Origin of the sequence: Azospirillum halopraeferens DSM 3675 (genome assembly GCF_000429625.1) — a bacterium.
In the GTDB taxonomy this organism is placed as follows: domain Bacteria; phylum Pseudomonadota; class Alphaproteobacteria; order Azospirillales; family Azospirillaceae; genus Azospirillum; species Azospirillum halopraeferens.
Genome location: NZ_AUCF01000011.1, coordinates 145430 through 159661 on the forward strand (window position 1 = coordinate 145430; position 14232 = coordinate 159661).

Annotated in this window: 8 protein-coding genes; 6 read left to right on the plus strand and 2 right to left on the minus strand. The window is 67.7% G+C overall.

The window, feature by feature from the left end; all coding sequences use genetic code 11:
* Window positions 1-123: 123 nt before the first annotated feature.
* Window positions 124-321 (minus strand): helix-turn-helix domain-containing protein, encoded by a 198-nt coding sequence (locus G472_RS40800; protein ID WP_035692145.1) that lies wholly within the window; start codon window positions 319-321, stop codon window positions 124-126.
* 1034 nt (window positions 322-1355) lie between these two features.
* Between G472_RS40800 and pglW the strand changes: the two genes are divergently transcribed.
* From pglW to G472_RS0112370, 3 genes are read left to right on the plus strand one after another with little or no spacing between them, the layout of a single operon-like run.
* Complete coding sequence (gene pglW / locus G472_RS0112360) at window positions 1356-5528, plus strand: BREX system serine/threonine kinase PglW (RefSeq protein WP_029008644.1); 4173 nt, start codon at window positions 1356-1358, stop codon at window positions 5526-5528.
* Between the two features lie 9 nt (window positions 5529-5537).
* Window positions 5538-6320 (plus strand): hypothetical protein, encoded by a 783-nt coding sequence (locus tag G472_RS0112365; RefSeq protein ID WP_029008645.1) that lies wholly within the window; start codon window positions 5538-5540, stop codon window positions 6318-6320.
* Window positions 6321-6328: 8 nt separating this feature from the next.
* The gene (locus G472_RS0112370) at window positions 6329-6907 is read left to right on the plus strand and encodes a hypothetical protein (RefSeq protein ID WP_029008646.1); all 579 of its coding nucleotides are present in this window, start codon (window positions 6329-6331) and stop codon (window positions 6905-6907) included.
* A gap of 153 nt (window positions 6908-7060) precedes the next feature.
* Here G472_RS0112370 and G472_RS0112375 read toward each other — a convergent pair whose 3' ends face one another.
* Window positions 7061-8644, minus strand: a complete 1584-nt coding sequence (locus G472_RS0112375) for a Fic family protein (RefSeq protein ID WP_029008647.1) — start codon at window positions 8642-8644, stop codon at window positions 7061-7063.
* Between the two features lie 222 nt (window positions 8645-8866).
* On the opposite strand from G472_RS0112375, the gene pglX reads away from it, so the two are divergent.
* The 3 genes from pglX to G472_RS0112390 are packed head-to-tail and all read left to right on the plus strand — an operon-like array spanning window position 8867 to window position 14155.
* The gene (pglX, locus tag G472_RS0112380) at window positions 8867-12508 is read left to right on the plus strand and encodes a BREX-2 system adenine-specific DNA-methyltransferase PglX (RefSeq protein ID WP_029008648.1); all 3642 of its coding nucleotides are present in this window, start codon (window positions 8867-8869) and stop codon (window positions 12506-12508) included.
* 18 nt (window positions 12509-12526) lie between these two features.
* Window positions 12527-13204 (plus strand): hypothetical protein, encoded by a 678-nt coding sequence (locus G472_RS0112385; protein ID WP_156927092.1) that lies wholly within the window; start codon window positions 12527-12529, stop codon window positions 13202-13204.
* A 3-nt stretch (window positions 13205-13207) separates the two neighbouring features.
* Window positions 13208-14155 carry a hypothetical protein gene (locus G472_RS0112390; RefSeq protein ID WP_156927093.1) on the plus strand — a complete coding sequence of 316 codons (948 nt, stop codon included), beginning with the start codon at window positions 13208-13210 and terminating at the stop codon, window positions 14153-14155.
* Window positions 14156-14232 lie beyond the last annotated feature (77 nt).

Genomic DNA, 14232 nt, shown 5'->3' on the forward strand with positions numbered 1-14232 from the left:
GCGTTTCGGGCTGAACGGGTCGAGATGACCTCCTCGGGAGCCACGTCGACCCGTTTTTCCCAAAGCCGCTTAAGACGCTGTAAAGGCGTTGTTTTCCGCATAGAACGACGAGAAGGCGGGCGCTTACAGGTCGCCGCGGGTTAGAGCGGCCAGCGCGGCAAGCAAGCTGTCGCGTGGTATGCGGACCCGGCCAGTGCGAGAGCGAACGCAGTGAAGCATTCCAGCGTGGCGCCACCGGTCAAGCGTCCGCATGGATACGCGAAGCAGTGACGCAGCCTCCGATCGAGTGTAGTAAGGTTGCACGATGAGATTCTCTGACATTTCGGCAATCGCCTGCTGATATTAGGACCAATCATCGCATGTCTGTCCCAGTAATCATCTTACCAATACTGTGAGAGACATGGGTTGACATGTAGTTCCCGGGCGCGGGCTGACAACACAAAAATGCGCTACAGCCAAATACTTCTGCTGATCATCTCTCCTCTTTATTCTATAAATATAATCCGGAAATAATCGTGTGCGTCGCGTCGGATGATGAGCGACGCACACTTATATGAATGGAGAGAGTGAAACTACGGCGACAGTCTTGACACCCCTCAACAAAGGAGATCGCCGTGTTTTATGCAGCCCAACCCCACAGTAATTTCTGGAAGAACTGGGATTCGGACGCCTTTGGGAGCGCCGATGCCGCGGAGCGGATCATCGTGCTGCCCGCGACCCTGGCTGCGCAGCAAATGCGAGTGGCTCACGCGTTTACCCGCGAGTTGCTATTCCTTCACAGCCTGCGGAGCTGCTCCCTTCCCGAACAGTCCGGAAGTGCCCTTCGTCGACAGCGACAGCGGATTGAGGTCCTTCGCCAACTCGTTCGGCTGCTGGAACTCGGCGTTCGGCCGCATTGGTGCCTGTTTTCCAACAGCGTACTGGTGTTGAGGCTCACCCTGTATGGCACCGCCCGACCGCCGCTCCCATGAGGGAGCGGCTTTTCAAGGATTCGCTGATTCTTAAGATTCATGCGCCCAATTCTCCTAAATGTATCAGAGGCTTACGTACCCGTCCCCGTCCGCACGACGGAACATCCCGTCCGCGCGACGGGGCATGCTGTCTGCACGACGGGGTGGATGGGCCGTGGCGACGGACTTCCCGTTTTTCGAAACCGCATTCGCCAAGGTTCGCAACGTTTCGAAAGCTGGTGCAGCCGCGGCCCCCTGTCATGCAAGGGCAGCCGTGCTGTTTCGGCCAATGGCAGCCGCACCGCCCCGTCGGGCATGCCTCGCCCTCTCGCGCGAACCTCCTCAGCCTATGGACCTGCGCCCGCACCTGTCGCATCCTGCGCGCACACTCGGTAGAGGTGCCGCATGGCGATGGGTGCGCAGCGCTGGTTGACGATCACGGAGTCCCCGTTCCCCTGGGAGCGTGAGGCCCTGGAGTTCCTGCGCGAGCGGCTGCCGGACCAGGACCCGTGGTACGCCTGGTCGAACGTCGAGTTCATCGACGACGAGGGCAAGGTCAACGAGGTCGACGCGCTGATCCTGTCGCCGCACGGCCTGTTCCTGGTGGAGATCAAGAGCCGCCCCGGCCAGCTCGACGGCGATCCGCACACCTGGACCTGGACCACCGACGGCCGCCGGCGCACCGACGACAACCCACTGATCCTCGCCAACCGCAAGGCCAAGCGCCTCGCCGGTCTGCTGAAGCGGCAGAACGCCGTCACCCGCGCCCGGCTGCGTCTCCCCTACGTGACGGCGGTGCTGTTCCTATCGGCACCCGACCTGGTGTGGCGGGTCGATCCGGCCACCGCCCTTTCGACCTTCGGACGGCGGCAGACCAAGTGGGGCGGGGGCATCATCAACACGCTGACCGCCGGCCCGCCCTCGGCTCCGCCGCGGGCCCCGGTGACCGCCGAGCAGGCACGGATGGTCTGCCGGGCGCTTGCCGAGGCCGGCGTCCGTCCCTCTCTGCGCGAGCGCCGCATCGCCGACTACGAGCTGACGCGCGTGCTTGCCGAAGGCGACGGCTGGCAGGACTGGGAAGGGCGCCATGTGGCGCTGGGCGTGCCGCGGCGCATCCGCGTCTACCCCTACGCCGCGGCCGCCGACGAGGCGGCGCGGCGCGCGCTGGGCCGGCTGGCCGCGCGGGAGTTCCAGGTGCTGGAGGGCATCGACCATCCCGGCGTGCTCCGGGTGCGGGAGTACAAGGACACCGACCGTGGCCCGGCGCTGATCTTCGACCACGACCCCAAGGCGATCCGCCTCGACTTTCTGCTCCGCGAACACCTGGAGCGCATGGGGGTGGACCTCCGCCTTCACATCCTGCGCCAGTTGGCCGAGACGCTGAAGCACGCCCACGGCAAGCGGCTCTACCACCGCGCGCTGGCACCTCAGAGCATCCTCGTGCGCGACGTCGACCAGCCCTTTCCGCGCCTGCAGATCATGAACTGGCAGACGGCGGCGCGCGATGCCTCGACCACGGGCACGGCCCACGTGACCTCCGGCACGGTGCACCTCGACAGCTACGTCGAGGACCCGGCCAAGGTCTACATCGCGCCCGAAGCTCTGAGCGGTGGCCCACAGTCCGGGCCGCACCATGACGTCTTCTCGCTGGCCGCCATCGCCTACCACCTGTTCACCGGGCAGCCGCCCGCCGCCTCGCCGCTCGACCTCGCCGCACGGCTGCGCTCCGGCGGCGGCCTGCGCGTGTCCGACGTCGTGGACGGGGCGATGCAGAGCCTCGTCGACCTCGTCCGCACCGGCACCCACCCCGAGGTGCCGGCCCGCATCGCCTCCATGGACGAGTTCCTCGAACGCCTCGCTGAAGTCGAGCGCGACCTGCAGCGCGGCACTCCGGAAGCCACCGTCGACCCGGCGGTGGCGAAGCCCGGCGACCGCCTGGACGGCGGGTTCACCGTGGTTCGCCGCCTGGGCCGGGGCGCCTCGGCCGACGCGCTGCTGGTGCAGGCGGACGGCGAGGAGGGGGAGGAGCTGGTGCTGAAGGTGGCGCTGGACCCGGCCCACAACGACCGCCTGGAGGCCGAGGCTGCCGCACTCGCCAAGCTGCGCCACACCAACATCGTGTCGGCCCGGCGCACCGTGACGGTCGCCGGGCGCACGGCGATCCTGATGGAAAGCGCCGGCGCCCAGACCCTGGCGCAGAACCTGCGCACGCCCGACGGCCTATCCCTGGACCTCAAGCGGCGCTTCGGCGAGGAGCTGCTGAGCGCCGTCGACCACCTGGAGCAGAAGGGCATCGCCCACCGCGACATCAAGCCCGACAACATCGGCATCACCGAGGGCAAGGAGCGCCGGCGCCTGGTGCTGTTCGACTTTTCCCTGGCCCGCACATCGCCGGACAACATCCAGGCGGGAACCCGCCCCTACCTCGACCCCTTCCTCGCGCTGCGCCGCCCGCCGCGCTGGGATCTCAGCGCCGAGCGTTTCGCCGCCGCGGTGACCCTGCACGAGATGATGACCGGCGTGCTCCCCACCTGGGGCGACGGGCAGAGCGACCCGGCCCTGATCGACGACGAGGCGACCATCGAATCCGGACGCCTCGACCCGCACCTGCGCGAGGGGCTGACCGCCTTCTTCGACCGGGCGCTGCGCCGCGACCCGCGGGAGCGCTTCGACAACGCCGAGGACATGCTGCGGGCCTGGCGCCGCGTGTTCGACGAGGCGGTGACGACCCGGGCCGAGGAGGACGGGTTCGACGCCGTCGCCCGCCGGGTCACCGCGACCACCTCGATCGCCGAGCTGGGCTACGGCGTGGAGGCCCAGGACGTGCTCGACCGCATGGGCGTGCACAGCGTGCGCGACCTGCTGGCGGTTCCCCGCAAGAACATCCGCCTTGCCAGCGGCGTCGGCGACCGCATCCGCAAGGAGATCCGGCTGAAGGCCAAGCGCCTGGCCCAGCTCCGGCCCGAGCTGGTGCCGGGCGCCCCCGCCACCACCGATCCCGGCACCGCCGCGGAGGGCGGCCGTCTCAGCATCGACCGCCTGGCCGAGCTGCTCGTGCCGCGCCGTCCGCTGGGCGAGGACACGGTGGAGGACCGCGCGCTCGTCGTCTTCCTGGGGTTGGAGGACACCGATTCCCCGTCGGCGTGGCCCACCGTCGGCGCGGTCGCCAGCCGCTGCGGCATCGCCCGCACCGCCGTCGCCACGGCGATCGGCAAGGGCCGGGAACGCTGGCACAAGCAACCGGCGCTGACCGTGGTGCGCGACGAGGTGCGCACCCTGCTGCGGGCCAACGGCGGTGTGATGACCGTGGCGGAACTGGTGCCGCAGATCCTGGCCGCACACGGCTCCCTGCTCGATGACGCGGAGCGCCGGCGGTTCGCCGGGGCCGTCCTGCGCGCCGCCGTCGACGCCGAGAGCGCCCTGGCCGAGCCACGCTTCCAGGTGTTCGAGGGCGAGGCGGTTCCGCTGGTGGCGGAATCGGCGGAGTTGGCTCTGCACGCCCGCACCCTCGGCCGCGCCGCCGACGCGCTGGCCGGGCAGGACCCGCTGGCGCCGCCCCAGCGGGTGTACGAGGAGCTGGACGCCCCGGGCTGGCCGGCGCTGGAGGGTGTGGAGGCCGCTCCCCGTCCCGCACCCGTCCGGGTGCGCGCGCTGGCGGTGGCGGCCTCGCGCACCGCCGCCCTGTCGAGCAAGGGCGAGGTCTACCCCCGCGGCATGACGGCCGAACGCACGCTGCGGCTGGCCGCGGGGTCCCTTCTCGGTCCGCGCGTTCTGACCGAGGCGCAGGTGCGCGAGCGCGTCGAGGGGCGCTACGCCGAGGCCGCCCCGCTGCCCACCCGGCCGGCGCTCGACGCGCTGCTGGAGCAGGCCGGGACGGGCCGCGTGTGGCGCGAGGACGGCGAGGACGGGCCCGGCTACTACGCCGGCCGCACCGGCTTCGGCGTCTCGTCGGGACTGAGTTCGCTGCACCGCTCGCTGACCGACGGGCCGCCGGTGGAGCAGACGCCGGAGGTCGACGCCGCCCGGCACCTGGAGGAGAAGTTGGCGTACGCGCTGCGCACCGGCGGCTTCCTGGCGCTGACCGTCGAGCCCCGGCGCTACCTGGACGCCGAACAGGCCCTGCTCGACCGCTTCCCGCTGCGCCGCGTCAGCCTCGACCGCCTGCTGCTCGACGTGCTGCGCCGTGAGGCCGCGGCCCGCAAGGTCGACTGGTCGCTGGTGCTGCGCGCCGACGCCACGGACCGGCAGAGCCGCGACTGGACCAACCTGCGCCGCCTCATCGGCTTCGCCTGGCCGGCCGTCGAACAGGCCCTCGCCACGGCAACCGAGCCGCAGGTGCTGGTGGACTGCGGCCTGTTCGCCCGCTACGAGCTGATGGACCGTCTCCAGGTGCTGCGCGACCGCTCGGGCACGGCGGGCGGTTCGCCCGGCCTGTGGCTGTTGTTGCCCCAACCCGACGCCGGCCTGCCGACCATCGCCGGCAAGGCGGTGCCCGTGATCGGCAGCACCCAGTGGGCGCGCATCCCCTCCGCCTGGATCGCCAACCGGCACCGGGCCGGGACGCGGCCGGCGGCGTGAGGTCACGCCATGCTGTTGGACACGGGGCGCCTCAACGCGGTCGTGGTGGAGGAGTTGCACGCGTTCGAAAGCGACTTCGACATCCAGCCGGTCCCGCGCCATCAGGAGATCCGCGCCGGCACGATCGCCTGGATCGCGCGCTTCATTCCGGAGGCGATCCCCACCGACACCGGCATGGCCATCGCCGCCGCGACCGGGCGTTTCCATCGCCATCCCGAGCACCGCACCTATGGATGGTTCCGCACCCTCTACCTCGATGCCGCGCTGTTCGCCCTCACCGGGGAACAACGCTACCTGACTTACGTCCTGTCCAACATCGACCACGGATCGAGCAGCCTGCGCGAAGCGGTGATCGCTTCCCTGGGGCTGGTGGCCGACCGGCTGAAGGCTGACCATCCCGACCTGAATGGCCGCATCGCGAACAGCCTGGCCCGCGGCACCATGCACAACGGCGCTCTCCTGGCCGTCTTTCTCGCCACCGACGGAACCGCGGGGTTCAAGAGGCGCCAGCTCGACGCGTGGCGCCGTCTGCCCACGCTGGCGCCGCAGGATCGCGAGCGGATCGACCGCCTGCTGGCGGGGCGGTCGTTGCCCCTGAGCCTCTTCTGCGACGAGTACGCCCGGATTCAACGTCACCTGCTGTTCCGGCTGGGGGCGCCCGACCCGGCCCGGCGGAAGGCGTCGCCGTCGTGGCCGGCCACCCCCATTGCCGTGGCGGACATCGAGGATCGCGTGTACCGCCATCCGTTGATGGCGTCGCTGATCTTCCCCCCTTCGACCTCAAGCCGGTAGGCACGTGCATGGCACGCATCGTCGAAGGCGACATGGCGCTGTCCATCCGCTACGCCAGCTACCGCGCCCGGGAGGAATTGATCGGGTACGAGTTGCTGGTGACGATGGACGGCCGCCCGCTCGTCAATCCGGATGTTGTCGTGTGGAAGCCCGACCCGACGAGCGGGCGCGCCTGGAACCAGCTCGCCCGCGGCGCCCTGCTGTGCGAGGGCGATCCGCCCTGCGCCATCCTCTCCCTGCTCGAGCAGGCGGTCGCCACCAACCGGGGACAGTTCCGCTGGTTCTCCGGCGACGACGTGGAGATCGCCCTTTACCCGGACCTCGTGCTCCCCGTGGAGCCGATGGTGGGGATGAGCGACTGGGACGCCATGAAGGCGCGCGAGGAGGCGCGGATTGCCAAGCCCGCCGGTCCCGAAGACGTCTGGGAGCTCCACCTGAACATCGGCTGGCCGCAGTTCCGCAACCGCGAGCCGGGCGGCATGCTGGTGTTCCAGATGCTCGTCCGCCGCCGTGCCGTCGAGGCGTTCGCCGCGGCCCTGCGGGACGAGTACACCATCTTCGCGGCGGCCTTCGACGTTCCGGGGTAGGGCCGGACGTGATGTCGGGAATGGCGCCTTAAGCGCCGGCCGCACGCCCCGGCCTGTCGCAAAATTCAGAACAACGCCTAGAGAGTGTCGTAATTTCAATAACAATCGATTGCGAAGGCACCGGCAACGAACCGCTCGCCGCCTCATCGCAGACTACATCTGAAGCGGCGGCTTGGCGGCGTCCTCCGCCCGCCAGTAGTCCTCCGGCGCAGGGATCTCCTCGCGCCAGACGATGGCACGGGCCGCGTTCGGCATCTCCAGGCGCGCGTTCACGCCGGCCTCGACGAAGGCGTAGGTCGAGGCCCAAAGTGCAATGGCCCGGTCGACCGACGGCGCGGCGCAGGCGGCGGTTACCTTCTGGCAGGCGGCAAGAGCCCGGACCAGGCTGGCGGGGTCGCCGTGCCGGGTGAGCGCACGCAGGCTGCCGAGATAGTCGTCGCGGTAGACGGTGGGAACGACGATGCGGGCGAGGCCCGAACCCACCAGCTCCTTGGTCATCATGATGCGGCTGATGCGGCCGTTGCCGTCGGCAAAGGGGTGGATGTCGGTGAGCATGAAGTGGATGAACGCCGCCCGGGCGAACGGATGGCTCAACCCGCCCAGTATCTCGACGGCGGCGGCCAGGGTGCCGGGCACATAGACCGGCAGCACGAAGGTCGTGTTGCCGGCGATGTTGACGTCGGCCTTCCATTCGCCGGGCGCACATTCCGGGCGGACTGCCATCAGGTCGGCGTGGCGCGCCCTGATCTCGTCCATGAACTCGGCCGCGCGCAGGGACGAGGGCAGGCGGCCACCGAGGTTGACGAGCTGCTGGTAGGTCGCCAGCACATCGTGGCTGTCCTTCGGGCGCTGTGCCGGTCGCTCGCCTTCGAAGACGATGCGGTGGGCCTGGCGCACCGGGAAGCGGGTGCCTTCGATGTAGTTGGAGAAATACGCTTCGATGAAGGCCGCCGCGGTGCGGCTTCCCGGCGCGGTCGCGGTGTCCGGGATGCTGGGCAGCACGGTGTCCTCGAGATGTCGGCGCAAGGTCAGCAGCCGGTTCACGCACGCGCTGTCGTAGGGCTGACCGTCCGCCATCGCCCTGGCGGCGGGGTTGCTGAGCCGGGCCGTCCGCGTGCCCAGGAGCGCGCCGACGATGGCGTCGAGCCGCTCGAATTCGGCGGCGAGGCCCAACGCCGGTGCCAGCGCGCGGGCGGCGTCGCGGATCTGGTTGAGATGCGCCTCTCTCTCCTGGGCGCAGATGCGCTCCAGCTTCTCCTCGACACCGGCCGCCCCGACGGTCCGGCCGGGCCCGCCGTCGCGGGCCCGCGACGGCGCCAGGTTTTCCAGCAGCATGCGGGCGCGCGAGGGCAGCACCAGCCCGAGCAGCGGATGGTCGCCCTCCCGGGCCGGTGGGCCCGGCACGACGCGCAGTTCCAGGCCGGGCAGGCTGAAGGCACGGCGGCGGGTGCCGTGCGGGTCGGTGAGGAACAGGTAGCCGGTGCGCTGCCCCTCTCCCGCGGGCACCACGCTCGGCCGTGCCTCCAGGGCGCTGCGCCCCGACAGGAGGACCGGGCCGCAGAGGTGGGCGGCGATCTGGAAGGCGTTCCGGATCGCGACCTCGCCGGCCGGGTCGGTCAGATTGTCGGTGTAGACGCCGGCATGCAGCTTCCGCAGCTTTCCGGCGCTCGCCTCGCGCTGGATGCGGCGATCCTGTGCCGCGTCTCCCTGGCCGGTGAAGATGATGCGCTCCGCCATGTCGCAAGTCCCGCCCTAGCCGGGCGCCTGCCCGCGCGTTTTGTCGTCGATCCGGAGATAACGTCCGAGCTGCGTCGGAAAATCCGGTATAGCAGGGCGTGCGATACAGGATGTCGAACCGGATATCAAACCTCGGCTGAACCGGCTGCGCATCGGCGGACTCCACGGCGCGGCCCGCGTGTGTTACCCCCTTCGGCCTCGCCCCTCTCGCACCGGGTTCCCATGATCGACGCCGCCACCCTGCTGAGCGACCTGAAGCGCCTGCTGCGCACGCTGGAGACCGACATCCGCGAGCGGGTCGAGGGTTCGCCCCTGGAGGAGGAACTGCGGGCGGAGTGGCAGGCGGCGCGGGACGCCAAGCGGACGGCGCAGGCCTTCACGGCGTGGCTGGACGAGGAGGTGACGCAGGCCGCCGTGCACTGGGTGCTGGGCTGCGTCTTCCTGCGCTTCGTGGAGGACAACCATCTGGTGGACCGGCCCTGGCTGTCGGGGCCCAAGGAGCGGTTGGACCTCGCCCGCGACCGCCACGATTCGTGGATCCGCGCCAACCCGACGGGGGAGGAGCGCGACTTCCTGCTGGAGTGCTTCGCCGAGGCGGCGGCGCTGCCCGGCCTGGGCGCGCTGTTCGACCGCCGCCACAACCCGCTGTGGCGGCTGCCGGTGTCGGGCGACGGGGCAATCGCGCTGCGCGGCTTCTGGCAACGCCGAGACCCGGACAGCGGCGATCTCCTGCACGACTTCACCGACGAGGCGCTGGGCACCCGCTTTCTCGGCGACCTCTACCAGGACCTGTCGGAGGCGGCGCGCAAGCGCTTTGCCCTGCTCCAGACACCGGAGTTCGTGGAGGAGTTCATCCTCGACCGCACGCTGGACCCGGCGATCCGCGAGTTCGGCTTCCGCGCGGTGCGGCTGATCGACCCCACCTGCGGCTCTGGCCACTTCCTGCTCGGCGCCTTCCGCCGCCTGTTCGCCCTGTGGAGCCGCCACGAGCCGGGCCGCAATCCGCGCGACAGCGCGCAGAAGGCGCTGGACGCGGTGTGCGGCGTCGACGTCAACCCCTTCGCCGCCGCCATCGCCCGCTTCCGCCTACTGGTGGCGGCGCTCGCAGCCTGCGGCATCACCGGCCTGGGCGGCGCGCCGGACTTCAAGATCTCCGTGGCGGTGGGCGACAGCCTGCTGCACGGCAAGCGGTTCATGGACGTGCGCGGCTGGCAGATGTCCTTCGAGCCGCAGGGCGGGCTGGCCCATGTGTCCTTCGAGGAGGACCGGGAGGAACTGGACCGTATCCTCGGGCGGCAGTACCACGCAGTGGTGGGGAACCCGCCGTACATCACGGTGAAAGACAAGGCGGTTAGCCAAGCCATTCGCGAAAGATATTTCACCTGCCATCGCGCCTACTCCCTCGGTGTGCCGTTCACGGAGCGTTTTTTTGACCTAACCAAGGGGACTGATGACAACGGTGCGCCCGGATTTACTGGGATGATCACCGCAAATTCGTTTATGAAGCGCGAGTTCGGTAAAAAACTGATCGAGGCTTTTTTCCCTCGGGTGGATTTGACCCATATCTTGAACACGGACGGCGCCTATATTCCCGGCCACGGAACCCCGACCGTCATATTGTTGGGTCGCAACCGCGCGCCGGTGGAAAGCTCGGTGCGCGCCGCGCTGGGCATCAAGGGAGAACCGGGCACGCCCGAAGACGCGAGCCGCGGCCAAGTGTGGATGTCCATCGTCAACCAGATCGATTCACCGGGCAGCCAGAACTCCTATATTGGCATTGTCGACTTGCCCCGTAGCAGCCTCGTCCAACACCCCTGGAGTATGGGCGGTGGCGGTGCAACGGATTTGAAGGAGTTGATTGAACGAGCCGCCAAACAGCGATTGGAAGACAGAGTCCAGGAGATTGGATTCGGTGCTGTAACCCGCGAGGACGACGCGTATCTGGTTCCCGGCGGCGTGGCTAAACGGCTTGGGATTGATTCACGCCATATCAAACCGTTGGTTCAGGGGGAACACGTCCGCGACCATGTAATTTCTTCAGATATGGAAGCAATCTGGCCCTACGAGCCAGTCAGCCTAAAGCCCGAGATGACCGATGGCTCGCTTCGCCATTTCTGGAAGTTCAAGACATTGTTAGAACGACGAGTGGCTTACGGCAAAAGTCAAATTGATAGAGGATTGGAATGGCATGAATATTCAATGTTCTTCGATGGGAGATACAAAAACAGAAATACAATAGCATTTTCATTTGTGGCTACCCACAATCATTTCGTTAGCACAAACGAGCAATTGATATTCATCAGAACGGCTCCAGTCATAAAGCTAAATCCGGGGAGCGGCTTGGTTGACGAGCTATCTCTTTCTGGGTTGCTGAGTTGTTCGTCCGGTTGTTTTTGGATGAAGCAGATATTCCATAATAAGGGTAGTACAGTTGATCAAAAAGGCGCAAGGCAACGCACAGATCCTTTCGAAGATTTCTATGAGTTCACTGGAACGGGCCTACAGTCCTTTCCCCTAACCACCCCCTATCCCACCGACCTCGCTACCACGCTCGACACCCTCGCCCGCGACCTCACCGACACGCTACCCAAGGCCGTTCTCTCCCGCAGCGTGCCCACCCGCGCCGACCTCGACGCGGCGAAAGCGCGCGCGCTATCGATCCGTCGCCGCATGATCGCCATGCAGGAGGAATTGGACTGGCGTTGCTACCGGCTCTACGGCCTGCTGGAGGAGGAGGCCGAGCACCCGGAGCCCCCGGAGGTGGACCTGGGCGAGCGGGCATTCGAGATCGTCATGGCCCGCAAGATGGCCGAAGGCGAGCTTGAGACGACATGGTTCGCCCGCCACGGCTCGACGCCCATCACCGAGATCCCGGCGCACTGGCCGGCGGACTACCGCGCGCTGGTGGAGCGGCGCATCGCGCTGATCGCGGAGAACCGCTGGATCGACCTCGTCGAGCGGCCGGAGTACAAGCGGCGCTGGCAGTGGGACGACCAGGGCTTCGACGCCGGCTGGCACGAGCGGGAGCAGGCGGCGCTGAAGGACTGGCTGCTCGACCGGCTGGAGGATAGGCGCTACTGGTCCGGCGATCCGGCCCTGACCTCGGTCGCCCGCCTCGCCGACCGGGCGCGCGGCGACGCCGACTTCATGGCGGTGGCGGAGCTCTACACCGGCCGGCCCGACTTCGACGCGGCGGCGCTGGTGGCCGAACTGGTGGCGGCGGAGTCCGTCCCCTTCCTGCCGGTGCTGCGCTACACCGAGGACGGAATGCGCAAGCGCCGGGAATGGGAGGCGACCTGGGACCTCCAGCGCCGCGAGGACGCCATCGACGCCCGCACCGAATTGCCCGACGGCGACCCGGACCGCCTGACGGCCGAGAGGGCCAAGGAGTTGAAGGCCCGCGAGGTCGGCGACATCCCGGTGCCGCCGAAATACAAGAAGCCCGACTTCCGCAGCGGCGAGTTCTGGCGCCTGCGCGGCGGGCTCGACGTACCGAAGGAGCGCTTCGTCAGCTACCCTTTCGCCGAGCGCGACTCCGACGGCAGCCTCGTCGTCGCCTGGGCCGGCTACGACCACCTGCAACAGGCCACGGCACTCGCCTCCCACTTCTACGCCATGAAGGAGAACGAGGGCTGGGTGACGGAGCGTCTGGTGCCGCTGCTCGCCGGTGTGCAGGAGCTTGTGCCGTGGCTCGTGCAATGGCACAACGATTACAACCCTGACTTCGGCGTCGGGCTGGGAGACTACTATCGCGGTTTTGTGGAGGACGAGGCCCGTGCGCTGGGTCTTACCCCGGCGGACCTGCGGTCCTGGACTCCTCCCGCCAAGCCCGGCGTCCGCCGGAGCCGAAGAAGGGCATCATGACGGCCCTGGAGCAGCGCCATGCCGAACCTTCAGATATTAGCCCCCTTGTCAGGACGGACGAACACCCCGGGAGGAACTGCCCCACGGCCCTCGCTCACTCGCCTGGAGCGTCTGGAGTCTGACGATCTTCTCGTTGTGCTCGGCGCTTTCCGAATCGAGGATCTCGACCCGATCGTCAGGCTTCTGACGGAGAAGGAGTTCATTACCCGCGAGAAGCCGCTGAAGGACCAGGACGTCTTCAAACGGCATGCGCCGAACCACTACCACTACTTGGCCGAGATCAACGAAGAGATCCGATGGTACGGAAGTCACGACATCAAGGACGCAAAGGAGCCCAAGGCCTACCGAGAGATCGTCGCGGACCTCTGCCGACGGGCCAAGATCGAGGTCGGCGAGGGTACGACGGTGTTCGACATGGAGCGACTCCTGCTGCGCAACCGTCTCCAGGCGGAGAAGGCGGGTGGCGCCTCGACGGGCGAGATGGTCAAAGGCGTGGCGAAGGCTGCCGCCGGATTCGGCGCCTTGCGCATGCTGGGGGCCGCCGCCGGCCCGGTTGGGCTCGGCCTCACCGCCGCCTGGACCGTGTGGGACCTGTTCGGCCCCAACTACAAGATGACCGCACGATGCGTCGTGACCATTGCGGAGGCACGCCTGCGTCTGTGGTGTGCCGCCGTGGCCGATAAGGCGGAGGGCTGAAGAATGCTGATTTTCCGGGTTGAGGTTATGATACCTCCAAAAATTGCGGCAAAAATTGCGTCAGGAGAATATGAATTGGTCGGAACAGTTGTCCGAGAAAAGGCAACCGGCAGAGTAATAATGTGGTTAAAAGAAAAAACTTCGGAGACAACAGTTCAGCAATGCGCCACGCAGAAGTTTTTTGATTTCGATAAGAGCTTGCCAGGGGCCAGCCCCCTGGCAGTCCTCCAGATTTTTGACACCGCCATTACGTTGGCAGGCTTCGCGATGCTCTCCATGAAGATGGACGCCCTGTCGCGGCAGTGCGACGCCATCCTCGACCGCATCGGAACCATCGACCACCATTTGCAATGGCTTCGGGATGCCGGCGTGGCGACGATCCAGGCGAAGATGCATGCGGCCCTGGAGGGAGCTCACACCGCCCACCGCCTCGGCCAGTCGGTCTTGCCGTACGACACGGCGATCAACGAGGCAGCATTGTTCTTTCGCCGTATGCTCGGCACCATGATGGGCCGCGGCGACCCCGCACGCGATGCCGAGATGTTTGACGTGCTGCTGACCCAACATGCCCTCGCCGTCCTTGCGCGGGCGCGCAGCCACTGGTTGTTGCTGGGGCCGGCCGCAGGTCTTGAGGCGCTGGATCAAGGTCGGCAGGCACACGTCGATCTTGCCGCCACCTTCCAACAGACGCTGCGCGATACGGAACGCGGGATCGCGCTGGTGCTGGAGCTGACGACCGATCGGCGCGAGCGGTTGAAGACCACGGCCACGCTCTTCGGGTACATCACGCACCGGCTGACGGAACGGCGTGAGGAATTGGCGGGATGCGTGGCGGCCGGCCTGACCGCTCCAGCCGACCCGGAAACGCTGCGCCAACTGGAGGCTCTCGAAACCGCCTGCCTGGTCATCACTCCGGACACGCAAACCGACGCAGTTCCGGCGCTAACCTGACCGGCTCCGCGCGCCTCAAGCGTGACATCGACGGGGCAACCCTCTTATGGTTGTTTCCCACCGCCGGACCAGAGCAG